Genomic DNA, 16316 nt, shown 5'->3' on the forward strand with positions numbered 1-16316 from the left:
TGAATGAAGACGACACTGAAAAATCTCAGCGTGGCATTGATGCTGGCGGGTATGGGCGTGAGCAGCGCGGCAATCGCTGCGGATAAAATCGTGATTGCGCACCGTGGCGCCAGCGGCTATCTGCCGGAGCACACACTGCCAGCGAAAGCGATGGCGTATGCGCAGGGCGCCGATTATCTGGAGCAGGATTTGGTGATGACGAAGGACGACCATCTGGTCGTCCTGCATGACCACTACCTTGACCGGGTTACCGACGTTGCCGAACGTTTTCCGAATCGCGCCCGCAAGGACGGGCGTTACTACGCCATTGATTTCACACTGGATGAAATTAAATCCCTGAAGTTCACCGAAGGTTTTGATATTGAGAACGGCAAGAAAGTACAGACTTACCCTGGCCGTTTCCCGATGGGAAAATCAGATTTCCGCGTGCATACCTTTGAGGAAGAGATTGAGTTTGTTCAGGGGCTGAATCATTCGACCGGAAAAAATATCGGTATTTATCCAGAAATCAAAGCGCCGTGGTTCCATCATCAGGAAGGGAAGGATATTGCGGCTAAGACGCTGGATGTGCTGAAAAAGTATGGTTATACCGGTAAAAAAGATAACGTTTATTTGCAGTGTTTCGATGCCGCGGAGCTGAAGCGCATTAAGAATGAGCTGGAACCGAAGAGGGGGATGGATCTCAATCTGGTGCAGTTGATTGCGTATACCGACTGGAATGAAACTCAGCAAAAACAGCCGGACGGCAGTTGGGTTAACTATAACTACGACTGGATGTTCAAGCCTGGCGCGATGAAAGAAATCGCCAGCTATGCTGACGGGATCGGCCCGGACTACCATATGCTGATTGATGAAAAATCGAAGGTCGGGCATATCACGCTGACCGGCATGGTGAAAGAGGCGCAGCAGAACAAGATGGTGGTACACCCTTACACCGTACGCGCCGATCAGCTTCCTGACTACGCCACGGATGTTAATCAGCTTTATGACATCCTGTATAACAAGGCGGGGGTGGACGGATTGTTCACCGATTTCCCGGATAAAGCGGTGGTGTTTTTGAAGGATAAGCACTAAAAAGCCGGGTGGCGGCTTCGCCTTACCCGGCCTGTGAACTGCGGTTTTGTAGGTCGGGTAAGCGTAGCGCCACCCGACAAGGTTACATCTCTATCTCAATATCGCCTTTTGCCCTGCAACAGCAGGGCAAAATTTCCCCTTCGCTGATAAAAGCCAGCGGTTCGGTCAGCCAGTCAACCTGGCCTGCAACCAGACGGCAGCGGCAGGAGCCGCAATAGCCCGCACGACACTGATACTCCACTTCAACCTGATGCGCCTCAAGCGCCACCAGCAGAGAAGGGTGTTCTTCCCGACACAGCACTTCGGTGCCGGAAAGACGTAGCGTCACGCGTCCCATCAGAGCTGGAAGTTACTCAGATCGTCGGTATCAACTTCCGAGTCAATCTGGCCGACCAGGTAAGAACTGACTTCCACTTCCTGCGGCGCCACCTGGACGTTATCGGAAACCAGCCAGGTGTTGATCCACGGGATCGGGTTGGAGCGCGTCTGGAACGGCAGCTCCAGGCCGACCGCCTGCATACGGATATTGGTGATGTACTCGACGTACTGGCACAGAATATCTTTGTTCAGGCCGATCATGGAACCGTCGCGGAACAGGTAATCCGCCCACTCTTTTTCTTGCTGCGCGGCCTGTACAAACAGGTCATAGCACGCCTGCTTGCTCTCTTCGGCGATTTCCGCCATTTCTGGATCGTCTATGCCGCTACGCAGCAGGTTCAGCATATGCTGCGTGCCGGTCAGGTGCAGCGCTTCGTCGCGGGCAATCAGGCGGATGATTTTGGCGTTACCTTCCATCAGCTTACGTTCCGCGAAAGCGAAGGAGCAGGCGAAGCTGACGTAGAAACGAATCGCTTCCAGCGCGTTAACGCTCATCAGGCACAGGTAGAGCTGTTTTTTCAGCGCACGCAGGTTCACGGTGACGGTTTTGCCGTTCACGTTGTGCGTACCTTCCCCCAGCAGATGCCAGTAGCTGGTCATTTCAATCAGCTCATCGTAGTAGTGAGAAATGCCTTCCGCGCGCTTCTGAATTTGTTCGTTGGTGACGATGTCGTCAAATACCACCGCCGGATCGTTAACGATGTTGCGGATGATATGGGTATACGAGCGCGAGTGGATCGTCTCAGAAAACGCCCAGGTTTCTACCCAGGTTTCCAGCTCCGGGATGGAGATCAGCGGCAGTAATGCCACGTTCGGGCTACGTCCCTGAATGGAGTCCAGCAGCGTCTGGTACTTCAGGTTGCTGATGAAAATATGTTTTTCGTGTTCCGGCAATGACTGGAAATCGATACGATCGCGTGAAACGTCAACTTCTTCCGGGCGCCAGAAGAAGGAGAGTTGTTTTTCGATCAGTTTTTCGAAGATGTCATATTTTTGCTGGTCGTAGCGTGCCACGTTGACCGGCTGGCCAAAGAACATCGGCTCTTTGAGTTGGTCGTTTTTCGTCTGTGAAAAAGTGGTGTATGCCATTGAAGTGAGTCCTGTTGAGATTGTATCGCCCGGCGGTACTTCGTTTGCCGGGCCTACAAAACCGTAGGCCGGGTAAGCGTAGCGCTACCCGGCAAAAATAACTTAGATCTTACATGCGCCGCTTTCGCAGCCATCGTCCTGAATAGACGGCACCAGATCGTCCTGCGCATCTTCCGCACCGTCACGGGTGTTGTGATAGTACAGGGTTTTCACGCCAAATTTATAGGCGGTGAGCAGATCTTTCAGCAATTGCTGCATCGGTACTTTACCAGACGGGAAGCGCGTCGGATCGTAGTTGGTGTTGGCTGAAATCGCCTGGTCGATGAATTTCTGCATGATACCGACCAGTTGCAGGTAGCCGTCGTTGCTCGGCATTTCCCACAGCAGCTCATAGCGGTCTTTCAGCCCTTCGTAATCCGGCACCACCTGGCGCAGTACGCCATCTTTCGACGCTTTGATGCTGACATGGCCGCGCGGCGGTTCAATACCGTTAGTGGCGTTGGAGATCTGCGAAGAGGTCTCAGACGGCATCAGGGCGGAAAGCGTGGAGTTACGCAGACCGTGCGTTTTGATGGACTCACGAAGCGCTTCCCAGTTGTAGTGCAGCGCTTCGTTGGCGATCGCATCCAGATCTTTTTTGTAGGTGTCGATCGGCAGAATGCCCTGAGCGTAAGTGGTTTCATTAAACCACGGGCATGCGCCTTGCTCTTTCGCCAGCTCGTTAGAGGCCTTCAGCAGATAGTACTGAATGGCTTCAAACGTTTTGTGCGTCAGGTTGTTCGCGCTGCCGTCAGAGTAACGCACGCCGTGTTTCGCCAGATAGTAAGCGTAGTTAATCACGCCGATACCCAGCGTACGGCGACCCATTGCGCCGCGTTTAGCCGCCGGAATAGGGTAATCCTGGTAATCCAGCAGTGCATCCAGCGCGCGTACCGCCAGCACCGCCAGCTCTTCCAGCTCATCCAGGCTGTTAATTGCGCCCAGGTTGAAGGCGGAAAGCGTACACAGCGCGATTTCACCGTTTTCGTCGTTAACGTCCATCAGCGGTTTGGTCGGCAGGGCGATTTCCAGGCACAGGTTGGACTGGCGTACCGGTGCAACCTGCGCATCAAACGGGCTGTGGGTGTTGCAGTGATCCACGTTCTGAATGTAGATACGGCCAGTTGATGCGCGTTCCTGCATCATCAGCGAGAACAGATCCACGGCTTTCACGCGCTGCTTACGAATGCTGTCGTCTTTTTCGTATTTGGTGTACAGACGCTCGAACTCGTCCTGATCGGCGAAGAACGCATCGTACAGGCCCGGAACGTCGGACGGGCTGAACAGGGTGATGTCTTCACCTTTCAGCAGACGGGTATACATCAGCTTGTTGATCTGTACGCCGTAGTCCATGTGACGCACGCGGTTGCCTTCCACGCCGCGGTTGTTCTTCAGTACCAGCAGGCTTTCCACTTCCAGATGCCACATCGGGTAGAACAGCGTCGCCGCACCGCCGCGCACGCCGCCCTGAGAGCAGGATTTCACCGCCGTCTGGAAGTGTTTGTAGAACGGAATACAGCCGGTGTGGAACGCTTCGCCGCCGCGAATCGGGCTACCCAGCGCGCGAATACGACCGGCGTTGATGCCGATACCGGCACGCTGAGAAACATATTTCACGATCGCGCTGGAGGTGGCGTTAATGGAGTCCAGGCTGTCGCCGCACTCGATCAGCACGCAGGAGCTGAACTGACGAGTCGGGGTGCGCACGCCGGACATGATTGGCGTCGGCAGAGAAATTTTGAATGTAGAAACCGCATCGTAGAAACGTTTCACGTAGTCGAGACGGGTTTCACGCGGATAATTAGAGAACAGGCAAGCGGCAACCAGAATATAAAGGAACTGCGCGCTTTCATAAATCTCGCCGGTTACACGGTTCTGTACCAGGTATTTACCTTCCAGCTGCTTAACGGCAGCGTAGGAGAAGGTCATATCACGGTCGTGTACGATGAACGAATCCATCTGCTTGAACTCTTCTTCCGTGTAGTCTTCCAGCAGATGATTGTCGTATTTACCCAGCTCAACCATTTTCACCACATGATCGTAAAGCGCTGGCGGTTCGAACTCGCCGTAAGCCTTTTTACGCAGGTGGAAAATCGCCAGGCGCGCGGCCAGGTACTGATAATCCGGCGCATCGCGGGAGATCAGGTCGGCAGCGGCCTTAATGATGGTCTCATGGATATCGGACGTCTTGATGCCGTCGTAGAACTGGATATGAGAACGCAGTTCAACCTGGGAGATGGATACGTTATTCAGTCCTTCTGCCGCCCAATCCAGAACTCGATGGATTTTGTCGAGATTGATGCGTTCAGTACGACCATCACGCTTTGTCACCAGCAGACTCTGATTCATGTGGGTTTTACCTGTCCGTGAAAGAAAAAATATCCCCCGTTTATCCACAATGCCACGTTGTGACTAAGTCTGTGGATAAATACTATATATAGGGGGTAACTGATAAATGAAACGCTATATGGTGAGTATTCTAGTAGGGATTCTTTTCAGTACAAGAGTTGATTTTGAGGTTAAATTGAGGTTGCAAAAGGGTGATAATCGCTAAGTGCGCGTCTTATAAGGCCTGGAGGGCATGTCAATAATTCATAAAAAAAAATGAAAATTTGATCGAGTGCTGATTTCTTCATCTAAGGCAGGAAAAGTTCCTATGATCTGGCGCAAAAATTGCCCTGGCGATCCTACTCAGGATTGGTAGGCGATGCGTAGGCCCGGCAAGCGCAGCGCCCCGGGCAAATTGCCGGATGGCGGCATAAACGCCTTACCCGGCCTACAGACGCAGTTAGTCAACTTGTGCGGTAGTGTGAACCATATAGTTAACATCAACGCCCGGCCCGAGCTTGAAGGTGTTGGTAATCGGATTGTAGTGCAGCCCGGTCATGTGACGCTCTTTCAACACGGTCTGATCGACCCAGTTCAGCAACTCCGCAGGCTTAATAAATTTTTTCACATCGTGCGTGCCTTTCGGCACCATGCGTAAAATATACTCCGCTCCTACCACCGCCATCAGCCACGACTTGCCGTTGCGATTAAGGGTTGAGAAAAAGACTTCACCGCCCGGTTTAACTAATTGCGCACAGGCCCTGACGACCGATTGCGGGTCCGGTACGTGCTCCAGCATCTCCATACAGGTCACGACGTCGTACTGGTGCGCATGTTTCGCCGCATGCTCTTCAACCGTCTCCTGCACGTAATCAACCTGAATACCGCTTTCCAGCGCGTGCAGTTTCGCGACCTGCAAAGGCTCAAAGCCCATATCCAGGCCCGTTACCGTCGCACCTTCACGCGCCATGCTCTCAGCCAGAATGCCGCCGCCGCAGCCAACGTCGAGCACCTTTTTGCCGAACAGGCCGCCGGAACGCTCGGCAATGTAGCCCAGGCGCAGCGGGTTAATGCGGTGCAGAGGCTTAAATTCACCCTCAAGATCCCACCAGCGTGACGCGACAGCTTCAAATTTGGCGATTTCTTCGTGATCAACGTTATGCGTCACCGGGGGTTTTTCGGCATTCATTGGCGCTTTTACTCCTTATTTGGCAAGTCGCCTGAGTATATCAGCACGACGGGATGAATAAAGCCTCCGTAGAAGACCATTCCATTTACCTGTCTCATTGCGATTGTGTTATAATTTGCGACCTTTGAATCCGGGATACAGTAGAGGGATAGCGGTTAGATGAGCGACCTTGCGAGAGAAATTACACCGGTCAACATTGAGGAAGAGCTGAAGAGCTCTTATCTGGATTATGCGATGTCGGTCATTGTTGGCCGTGCGCTGCCGGATGTCCGAGATGGCCTGAAGCCGGTACACCGTCGCGTACTATACGCCATGAACGTATTGGGCAATGACTGGAATAAAGCCTATAAAAAATCTGCCCGTGTTGTTGGTGACGTAATCGGTAAATACCATCCTCATGGTGATTCCGCGGTGTACGACACTATCGTCCGTATGGCGCAGCCTTTCTCGCTGCGTTACATGCTGGTGGATGGTCAGGGCAACTTTGGTTCTATCGACGGCGACTCTGCCGCGGCAATGCGTTATACGGAAATCCGTCTGGCGAAGATTGCCCATGAACTGATGGCCGATCTCGAAAAAGAGACGGTGGATTTCGTTGACAACTATGACGGCACGGAAAAAATTCCTGACGTCATGCCGACCAAAATTCCTAACCTGCTGGTAAACGGCTCGTCCGGTATCGCGGTAGGTATGGCCACCAACATCCCGCCGCACAACCTGAAGGAAGTGATCAACGGTTGCCTGGCGTATATCGATGATGAAGACATCAGCATTGAAGGGCTGATGGAATACATTCCTGGCCCGGACTTCCCGACCGCCGCGATCATCAACGGTCGTCGCGGTATTGAAGAAGCCTATCGTACCGGTCGCGGAAAAGTGTACATTCGCGCTCGCGCGGAAGTGGAAGCTGACGCGAAAACCGGCCGCGAAACCATCATCGTTCATGAAATTCCGTACCAGGTGAACAAAGCGCGCCTGATCGAGAAAATCGCTGAACTGGTGAAAGACAAACGCGTTGAAGGCATCAGCGCGCTGCGCGACGAGTCTGATAAAGACGGGATGCGCATCGTGATTGAAGTGAAACGCGATGCCGTCGGGGAAGTGGTGCTTAACAACCTTTATTCCCAGACCCAGTTGCAGGTTTCTTTCGGTATCAACATGGTTGCGCTGCACCACGGCCAGCCGAAGATCATGAACCTGAAAGAGATCATTTCCGCGTTCGTGCGTCACCGTCGCGAAGTGGTGACACGCCGTACTATTTTCGAACTGCGTAAAGCCCGCGATCGCGCGCATATCCTTGAAGCGCTGGCGATTGCGCTGGCGAACATCGATCCGATCATCGAGATGATCCGCCGTGCGCCAACGCCGGCAGAGGCAAAAGCGGCGTTAATCTCCCGTTCATGGGATCTGGGCAACGTGGCGTCTATGCTGGAACGCGCCGGTGATGATGCTGCCCGTCCTGAGTGGCTGGAGCCGGAATTTGGCGTGCGTGATGGTCAGTATTACCTGACTGAACAACAGGCACAGGCGATTCTGGATCTGCGCTTGCAGAAACTGACCGGCCTGGAGCATGAAAAACTGCTCGACGAGTACAAAGAGCTGCTGGAACAGATCGCAGAGCTGCTGCACATTCTGGGCAGCGCCGATCGTCTGATGGAAGTGATTCGCGAAGAGATGGAACTGATCCGCGATCAGTTTGGCGATGAGCGTCGCACTGAAATCACCGCTAACAGCGCCGATATTAATATCGAAGATCTGATCAGCCAGGAAGATGTGGTTGTAACGCTGTCTCACCAGGGTTACGTCAAATATCAGCCGCTGACCGATTACGAAGCGCAACGTCGTGGCGGGAAAGGTAAATCTGCCGCGCGTATAAAAGAAGAAGACTTTATCGACCGTCTGCTGGTGGCTAACACCCACGACACGATTCTCTGCTTCTCCAGCCGTGGCCGTCTGTACTGGATGAAGGTCTATCAGCTGCCGGAAGCGAGCCGTGGCGCGCGTGGCCGTCCGATCGTCAACCTGCTGCCGCTGGAAGCCGATGAACGTATCACCGCCATTCTGCCGGTACGCGAGTACGAAGAGGGCGTTAACGTCTTTATGGCAACCGCCAGCGGTACGGTGAAGAAAACGGCGCTGACCGAGTTCAGCCGTCCGCGTTCCGCCGGTATCATCGCGGTGAACCTGAACGAAGGCGACGAGCTGATCGGCGTGGATCTGACCTCCGGTTCCGACGAAGTCATGCTGTTCTCCGCTGCCGGTAAAGTGGTGCGCTTTAAAGAAGATGCCGTTCGTGCGATGGGTCGTACCGCGACCGGCGTACGTGGCATCAAACTGGCGGGCGAAGACAGCGTCGTTTCCCTGATTATTCCGCGTGGTGAAGGCGCTATCCTGACCGTGACGCAGAATGGTTACGGTAAACGTACGGCGGAAGGCGAATACCCAACCAAGTCTCGTGGCACGCAGGGCGTTATCTCCATTAAAGTCACCGAGCGCAACGGTTCCGTTGTTGGCGCGGTACAGGTGGATGATGCCGACCAGATCATGATGATCACCGATGCCGGTACGCTGGTTCGTACCCGCGTATCGGAAATCAGCGTCGTTGGCCGTAACACCCAGGGCGTAATCCTCATCCGCACGGCGGAAGATGAAAACGTGGTGGGTCTGCAACGTGTTGCTGAGCCGGTGGATGATGAGGAACTCGACTCCATCGACGGCAGCGTAGCGGAAGGGGACGAGGATATCGCCCCGGAAGCGGAAACCGATGACGATGCAGCGGATGACGCTGACGAGTAATTCGGCGTTGTAAATCGTGTGTGAAAGGAGGCCATTGCGCCTCCTTTTTTTTGCCAGATGGCGGCGTAAACGCCTTATCAGGCCGCCACCCGGCAAAGGCGCAAATCCTTAATTCATCCTTTCCACTATCATCGCAATACCCTGACCGCCGCCGATGCAGAGCGTGGCCAGCCCGAGCGTTTTATCGTGTGCAGAGAGGGCGTGCAGCAGCGTCACCAGAATACGCGCGCCGCTGGCGCCGATGGGATGTCCCAGGGCGATAGCCCCACCGTTGACGTTCACCTTCTGCGGATCAAAACCGAGCGTCTTACCTACGGCAAGGAACTGTGCGGCAAACGCCTCGTTGGCTTCGATCAGATCGATATCCGAAAGTGTTAAACCGCTCAGTTGCAGCGCCTTCTGCGTGGCGGGAACCGGCCCCATCCCCATTAACGCCGGGGCGACGCCGCCGCTGGCGTAGGCTTTGATACGAGCCAGTGGGGTCAGGCCCGCCGCCAGCGCTGCGGATTCTTCCATCACTACCAGCGCTGCCGCGCCGTCATTGATCCCAGAGGCGTTTCCTGCCGTTACCGTACCCGCCTTGTCGAAGGCCGGGCGTAATGCTGCAAGACCTTCCGCCGTTGAATCGGCTTTCGGAAACTCGTCGTGCTCAAACACCACGGTTTTCTTACGGGATGTGACGCTAACCGGCACAATTTCGGCCTGGAATGCGCCGGAATCAATAGCGGCAACGGCTTTGCGCTGTGAGAGCAGCGCCAGCTCATCCTGCATCTCCCGGCTGATGCCGTATTCCCGGGCGACGTTTTCTGCCGTGATCCCCATATGGTAGCCGTGAGTGGCGCAGATCAGACCGTCGCGCAGGATCACATCGGAGAGCTGTCCGTCGCCAAGACGATAGCCCCAGCGGGCTTTGGCATCCAGCAGATACGGCGCCTGGCTCATATTTTCCATACCGCCTGCGACAATCGCCTGTGCCTGTCCGGCCTGAATCGCCTGCGCGGCAAGCGCCACGCTTTTGAGGCCGGAGCCGCATACTTTGTTAACGGTAAAGCCGCAGACCGTCTCTGCGAGGCCGCTTTTGAGCAGTGCCTGACGCGCCGGGTTTTGCCCAAGACCAGCCTGTAGCACATTGCCCATAATCACTTCATCCACCCGTTGCGGGTCGAGCTGCGCGCGTTCAAGTGCCGCTTTAATCACGGTGGCGCCAAGGTCGATGGCGCTGGTAGTTGCCAGTGCGCCGTTAAAACTGCCGATTGCGGTACGCGCCGCGCTGACGATGACACAGTTTTTCATCTTCTGTTCCTTAAAAGTGCGTGGTTGCCGTCAGAAAAAGGTCAAACCGATGACAAAAATGATCCCGGAGAAGAGCAGGGCGGTGATGCAGTAGCCCATAATGTCGCGTACCCCGAGTCCGGCGATTGCCAGGGCGGGCAGCGCCCAGAATGGCTGCGCCATATTCATCCACTGCTCACCGTAGGCGATTGCCATGACTGACTTGCCGAGGTCCGCCCCCAGCGCCTGAGCCGCAGGCATGACGAATGGTCCCTGGATAACCCAGTGGCCGCCGCCTGATGGCACGGCAAAGTTAATCAGCGCAGAGCTGAAAAAGGTCATCACCGGGAAGGTGTCTTTGTTGGCGACGTTGATGAAGAATTCAGTGATAAGGCCACCGAGGCCGGAGTGTTCCATCATCAGTTGGATCCCGGCGTAGAAGGGGAACTGCACCAGAATACCGGCGGTACTGCGCGCTGCGGCGCTGATGGCGCGCATGTAGGCCATTGGCGTTTTGTGCAGCAGCAGACCGGCGATCATAAACATCAGATTGACGGTATTGATGGTGATGTTGAATCCCTTCTCGGCGAAGTAGAGCCCCAGATAAGCAATCCCTAATGCGCCAATGATCAGCGCGAGAATGCGGCTCTCTTCCAGTTTTTCCGACGGTGGCGCGTCAGCCGGCAATTTCTTCTGAAAATCGGCTTCTTCCAGCAGCAGTTTCGGATCGATGCTGACCACGTCGGAGGGTTTTGGCGTCATCATTCGGGTAATAAACGGCATCACCACGATGAGGCCGAGCGTGATGAAAATATTGAACCCGGTGAACAGGGTATCGCTAACCGGAATCAACCCCGCGACGTGTTCTACCGGGTTGCCTGGCGTTGCGGCCAGCAGGGGCATAGAGCCAGAGAAGCCGCCGCCCCAGGTGAGAAAACCGATATAGGCGCAGGCGATAAGCAGCGGATAATCGGAACCCGGCACGCGACGGGCCACTTCACGGGCAAACATTGCGCCGACCACCAGACCAAAGCCCCAGTTGATCACGCAGGCGACCGAGCCAAAGAAGGTCACCAGCATGACGCCCTGGGCGGGCGTCTTAGCGGCTGAAGCGGCGGTACGCAGCAGGCTTTTAACCGGGCCGGAACTGGCCAGGGCGTGGCCCGTCACGATAATCAGCGCCATTTGCATACCGAAAGCCAGCAGGTTCCAGAAGCCGTCGCCCCAGAACCTCACCATACTGACCGGCGTTTGCGGCGTCAGCCAGAGAGCGATCCCGAACGTCAGCAGGGTTAACAGCATTGCGAAGATCAGCGGATCAGGAAGCCAGCGGCTGACGACCCGCGTCATAAAGCGTGAAATACGCCCAATCATGCGTCACCTCTCTGAATGACCAGATCGGCCGCAACCTCAAAGTGCGCTTCAGTTTTTGCCCGCAGGGTTTCCAAATCACACCCTTCGGCGATTTCTGTCAGCCACATCTTGCCGTCGATAAAGCGAAATACAGCCAGTTCGGTAACCAGCATATGCACCGCGTGCTGGGCGGTGAGCGGCATGGTGCACTGGCGCAGAATTTTCGCCGAGCCGTCTTTCGCGCAATGTTCCATTGCAATGATCACTTTGCGCGCGCCGGTGACCAGATCCATTGCGCCCCCCATGCCGGGAACCATTTTGCCGGGAACCACCCAGTTGGCGAGGTTTGCCTGCTCATCCACCTGTAGCCCGCCGAGTACGCAGGCGTCAACATGGCCCCCGCGAATCAATGCGAACGACATGGCGCTGTCGAACATTGCCGCGCCGGGCAAAATGCCGCAGGGTTGACCGCCAGCGTTCACCAGATCCGGGTGGGCCGTCGTGACCGGCCCCAGTCCCAGAAAGCCGTTCTCAGATTGCAGGGTGATGTGAATGTCATCCGGCAGGTAGTTTGCAACCATCGTCGGCAAACCAATTCCCAGGTTAACCACGTCGCCATCATGCAGCTCTTGCGCCACGCGGCGCGCAATACGTTGTTTAGCATCCATTATTTGCTCTCCTGTGGAATAACGATGTGGTCGATAACGGCGCCAGGGGTGACAATCTGGTCAGGCAGTAGCTCGCCTGTTTCAACCAGTTCGTCAGGCTCAACCAGGGTGATGTCTGCGGCGAGAGCAATGAGGGGGTTAAAATTACGGGCACTGAGCTGGTAGGTCAGGTTGCCAAGCGGGTCGGCGCAGTGAGCGCGAATAAGCGCCAGATCTGCACGCAGTGGACGCTCCAGCAGCCAGGTTTTGCCATCGAGCTGAAGCGTTTGCTTTCCCTCTTCAACCACGGTGCCGACGCCAGTCGGGGTCAGAAAACCGCCCAGCCCGGCGCCGCCGCAGCGGATTTGTTCAATCAGGGTGCCTTGCGGAACCAGCTGAACCTCCATCTCTTTGGCAATCATCCGCCGACCCGTTTCCGGGTTGGTGCCGATATGGGAGGCGATGACCTTGCGCACCCGGCCATTCACGATGAGCGGGCCGATGCCGGTATCGACAAATGCGGTATCGTTGGCGATCAGCGTCAGGTCCCTGACACCGGATTCAAGTAAGGCTTCAACAAGGCGGGGCGGGGTGCCTACCCCCATAAAACCGCCAACCATGATGGTCATGCCGTCACGAAAGAAGCCTGAGGCGTTCTGTAAGGTAATCAGTTTTGTTTTCATTATGTTTCCCTTTTGCATACTCCATTTTGGGTACGCAAAAGGAATAGCAAGCGGGATGCCAGGATTAATAAACCGAAAAGAGAAGGGTTAACCTGATGAATATAAAAATTAATTTTCACGGAAGGGGGATGAGAGGGCGTGAGGCGCTATGCAGAATTTTGCGCACTGTGCAAAATTCTGCATAGCAACTTCTGGTATCAGAGGCCTGCCGGATCGATGCCGTACTCCTGCAATTTGTACATCAACGCGCGTCGGCTGATGCCCAGCATTAACGCGGTGCGCGTGCGGTTTCCCTCCTGCTGCTCCAGAACTTCCATAATGATTCGGCGTTCTTCGCGTTTAATCTCTTCTTTCAGGTTCCGTTCACCGGGTTGGGCTGGCTTTATTCCGCTGGCGTGACTCACCGACTGGCGGAACTGGGTAGGGAGGTCTTCGGCAAAAATCACCGCCCCGGTGTTCATCACTACCGCGCGCTCAATCACATTGGATAATTCGCGGATATTACCGGGCCACGGCCAGGCGGTGAGAAGTGACATGGCGGAAGGGTCGATTTCAATAATATCCCGCTGGTTTTCTGAGCTGAATTTCTGCAAAAAGTGGTTGGCCAACAGGGGAATATCTTCCCGCCGCTCACGCAAAGGAGGAAGCGTCAGATGAATCACATTCAGCCGATAAAACAGATCTTCACGGAAGGTGCCTTCTTTCACCATTTCCTGCAAATTCCGGTTGGTGGCGGCGACAATGCGGATATCAACCTGAATGGTTTGATGCCCGCCAATGCGTTCAAACTCCCTCTCCTGGAGGATTCGCAGCAGCTTAGCCTGTAACACCAGCGGCATTTCGCCTATTTCGTCCAGCAGCAGCGTTCCCTGATGAGCGCGCTCAAACAGCCCCTGGCGTCGCGTTTGTGCGCCGGTAAACGCCCCTTTTTCGTGGCCGAACAGTTCGCTTTCCAGCAGTGATTCTGGCAGCGCCGCACAGTTAATCTTGATGAAGGGGCCGTTTGCCCGGCGTGAGTTATAGTGAATGGCGCGGGCGATCAACTCTTTTCCAGTGCCGCTTTCGCCGCTAATGAGCACGTTGGCCTGGGAAAGCGCGATTTTCGCGGTATCTTTGCAGATATCCATCATCCCCGGACTGTTGGTCAGGATATGTCCCCATTGCCAGCTGGTGCTCAGTGCCTGATGCAGGCTGCGGATCTCCTGTTTCATGGCCTGGAGCTGCAAGGCCCGCTGAATCAATAAGTTAAGTTCATCGAGGTCGAACGGTTTAATCACATAATCAAATGCGCCGCTGCGCAGTGCTTCTACGGCGGTTTCCACTTCAGCGTAGGCTGTCATCAGAATAATGGGGACCCGTGGATGCTGTGCGCGCATCACTTTCAGCGCTTCAATGCCGTTCATCTCCGGCATGCGGATGTCCATCAGCACCACGTCGGGCGGCGTGTCGGCAAAATGTTGCAGCGCTGTCTGACCGTTACTGGCGCACTGGGTTTCATGCCCTTGCAGCGAAAACGCGGTGGCGAGCATACGGCGAACATTATCTTCGTCATCAACGATGAGAATACGGTAGCGAGTTTTCATTCTGACGAGGTTTCCTGCGGGTTAATCGGTAAAATAAGGGTAAAGGTCGCGCCGCATCCGGGCATACTGGTAACGTATATGTCGCCCTGATGCGCATTGATGATGCGCTGACTTAACGCCAGCCCGAGGCCGGTTCCTGACGCTTTGGTGGTGAAGAACGGATCAAAGATTTTTTTCTGCAAAGCGACGTCAATGCCGCAGCCATTATCTTCAATGGCGATCGCCAGATGCGTGGTCGTGTAGCGCCAGGTTCGGATACGAATTTCGCCGCGCGCGCCTATCGCCTGCACCGCGTTGATAAGCATGTTCAGGAGCACCTGTTTGAGCAGTTCGCGATCGGCGACGATCGTGGGCAATGCGGCGTTGAATTCCGTATTGAAGTTGATTCGCGCCTGCACCCCGGAAGTCTGCACCAGGATCAACACCTCCTCGATCAGCGTATTAATGGATACCTGCTGCCACTGACTTTGTCGCGGTCGGGAGAAGTCCAGTAGTTGCTGGATGACTTTATTAATAGAATCAATTTCTTTCAGTACGACGGACAGGTACTCCTGATGGACAGGCAGATTGATTTGCTGGCGAATAATCTGCACATAACCCCGGATGGCGGTGAGCGGGTTGCGCACTTCATGCGCCACGCCTGCCATCAGTTCACCCAGCGTGGCGAGTCTCTCCGTTTGCGCCAGACGGCGCTGCGCCTCTTTACGGGCGGTTAAATCGGAAAACATCACCAGCGCGCCAATCAACTCACCGTCAGCGTTATGAATACGACTGGTGGTGACGCTGAGTTCAATTGTCCGGTCACGCGCGGGGAAGCTGACTTCCTGAGCCAGATGTTCAGTGCCGTTCTCCAGAGTGTCAAGCACAGGGCTGGAGAAATGAGGATCGGCGAACAGCGTTGAGTAGGGGCGCCCGGCCAGCTCATGCAGCGTATAACCCGTGATGGTCTCTGCGGCAGGATTCATCGTGGTGACATTACCTTGTCTGTCGATTGCGATAACCCCATCGGCGGCGTTCTCAATAATCAGATCGTTCAGCGTCTTAGTTTCCCGCAGTGTCTGCGCCAGAGCGTTGACGCTGCGGCTGATTTGCCCCAGTTCACCGGGGAGATCGGGTAACTGGGCCGGCGTTTTCTGCGCAAGAGTAGGCAAGCCTTCAGTAATGATATCGATATTGGCGCTCAGGCGGCGTGAGAAGAGAATGATCAGTAACAGGCTGCTGATAAGCCCCGCCGCCAGAACGGCAATAATACGAACATCCATTTTCCAGGCCTGTCGGCGAATATCTTCGGTCAACTCATTCGCCCAGATATAACCAATGACCTCGCCATGCCGCGCTATCGGAATCATTGAGTTGAGGATATCGCCGCGCACCTGCCGGCCTGAAAATACCACCGGGGCGTTGGTACTCATGACCTCCCGGCCAGGATGGTCGGGAGCGATAGTGACCCCGACGTTGTTCTGATACAGTGCCGAAGGAGCGTAGGTGATAATGGCGTCCAGCGCCTTATTGTAATAGCCCGCGCCAATTCCCGGGAACGCGCGGGTGATACGCTCAGTGACCGGTGATAACTGCGCATTCAGCGCGCGGATACGCTCATCGCGCGGCAGATTTTCCTGCTGGTTGAAGCTGTCGCCCAGCGCTTCATCAAGCAGATGCACGACAGCCGATAATTTTTTCTCTTTTTCAGATAAGACCGCTGATCGGCCTTCGGTTTCTACGATATAACCAATAGAGAGCGTCGGCACGATGACCATCAGGATAGCCATCAGTATCATTTGATTGCGTAAGCGTCGCGGGTAAAGCCGTCTCAGGTAGCGCATGCTGACATCCGTGTGGTCTTTATCAGGCAAACGCCAATTATCGGGGGTTGAGGCGCAGGTTT

12 protein-coding genes are annotated in these 16316 nt (G+C 55.1%); 2 read left to right on the forward strand and 10 right to left on the reverse strand.

Annotated elements, in window-relative coordinates; all coding sequences use genetic code 11:
• Positions 1-3: 3 nt before the first annotated feature.
• Positions 4-1074 (forward strand): glycerophosphodiester phosphodiesterase, encoded by a 1071-nt coding sequence (glpQ, locus tag OGV83_RS11515; RefSeq protein ID WP_286463614.1) that lies wholly within the window; start codon positions 4-6, stop codon positions 1072-1074.
• Positions 1075-1156: 82 nt separating this feature from the next.
• Here the strand turns inward: glpQ and yfaE are convergent, their stop codons facing one another.
• The 4 genes from yfaE to ubiG form a co-directional block, all read right to left on the reverse strand.
• Positions 1157-1411 (reverse strand): class I ribonucleotide reductase maintenance protein YfaE, encoded by a 255-nt coding sequence (yfaE, locus tag OGV83_RS11520; protein WP_012131520.1) that lies wholly within the window; start codon positions 1409-1411, stop codon positions 1157-1159.
• Positions 1411-2541, reverse strand: a complete 1131-nt coding sequence (gene nrdB, locus OGV83_RS11525) for a class Ia ribonucleoside-diphosphate reductase subunit beta (protein WP_012131521.1) — start codon at positions 2539-2541, stop codon at positions 1411-1413. The genes yfaE and nrdB overlap by 1 nt, the downstream gene beginning before the upstream one ends.
• A gap of 102 nt (positions 2542-2643) precedes the next feature.
• Positions 2644-4929 (reverse strand): class 1a ribonucleoside-diphosphate reductase subunit alpha, encoded by a 2286-nt coding sequence (gene nrdA, locus OGV83_RS11530; protein ID WP_012131522.1) that lies wholly within the window; start codon positions 4927-4929, stop codon positions 2644-2646.
• A 439-nt stretch (positions 4930-5368) separates the two neighbouring features.
• The gene (ubiG, locus tag OGV83_RS11535) at positions 5369-6097 is read right to left on the reverse strand and encodes a bifunctional 2-polyprenyl-6-hydroxyphenol methylase/3-demethylubiquinol 3-O-methyltransferase UbiG (protein ID WP_012131523.1); all 729 of its coding nucleotides are present in this window, start codon (positions 6095-6097) and stop codon (positions 5369-5371) included.
• A 159-nt stretch (positions 6098-6256) separates the two neighbouring features.
• On the opposite strand from ubiG, the gene gyrA reads away from it, so the two are divergent.
• Positions 6257-8893, forward strand: coding sequence for a DNA topoisomerase (ATP-hydrolyzing) subunit A (gene gyrA, locus OGV83_RS11540; protein WP_012131524.1), 2637 nt, complete (start codon positions 6257-6259; stop codon positions 8891-8893).
• A 108-nt stretch (positions 8894-9001) separates the two neighbouring features.
• On the opposite strand, the gene OGV83_RS11545 is transcribed toward gyrA, so the two are convergent.
• From OGV83_RS11545 to atoS, 6 genes are all read right to left on the reverse strand, one after another.
• Positions 9002-10186 carry an acetyl-CoA C-acetyltransferase gene (locus OGV83_RS11545; RefSeq protein WP_286463615.1) on the reverse strand — a complete coding sequence of 395 codons (1185 nt, stop codon included), beginning with the start codon at positions 10184-10186 and terminating at the stop codon, positions 9002-9004.
• 30 nt (positions 10187-10216) lie between these two features.
• The gene (locus tag OGV83_RS11550; RefSeq protein WP_012131527.1) at positions 10217-11539 is read right to left on the reverse strand and encodes a TIGR00366 family protein; all 1323 of its coding nucleotides are present in this window, start codon (positions 11537-11539) and stop codon (positions 10217-10219) included.
• The gene (locus OGV83_RS11555; protein WP_012131528.1) at positions 11536-12186 is read right to left on the reverse strand and encodes a 3-oxoacid CoA-transferase subunit B; all 651 of its coding nucleotides are present in this window, start codon (positions 12184-12186) and stop codon (positions 11536-11538) included. Before OGV83_RS11555 ends, OGV83_RS11550 begins: the two co-directional genes overlap by 4 nt.
• Entirely contained in the window at positions 12186-12848 is a 663-nt protein-coding gene (gene atoD / locus OGV83_RS11560) for an acetate CoA-transferase subunit alpha (protein ID WP_134769210.1), read from the reverse strand. Before atoD ends, OGV83_RS11555 begins: the two co-directional genes overlap by 1 nt.
• A gap of 197 nt (positions 12849-13045) precedes the next feature.
• Positions 13046-14431: an acetoacetate metabolism transcriptional regulator AtoC gene (atoC, locus tag OGV83_RS11565; RefSeq protein ID WP_101744037.1), complete on the reverse strand. Its 1386-nt coding sequence runs from the start codon at positions 14429-14431 to the stop codon at positions 13046-13048.
• Positions 14428-16254: a two-component system sensor histidine kinase AtoS gene (gene atoS / locus OGV83_RS11570; RefSeq protein WP_286463619.1), complete on the reverse strand. Its 1827-nt coding sequence runs from the start codon at positions 16252-16254 to the stop codon at positions 14428-14430. Before atoS ends, atoC begins: the two co-directional genes overlap by 4 nt.
• Positions 16255-16316 lie beyond the last annotated feature (62 nt).

It is taken from the genome of Citrobacter sp. CK189, assembly GCF_030333505.1.
Classification (GTDB): Bacteria; Pseudomonadota; Gammaproteobacteria; order Enterobacterales; family Enterobacteriaceae; genus Citrobacter_B; species Citrobacter_B koseri.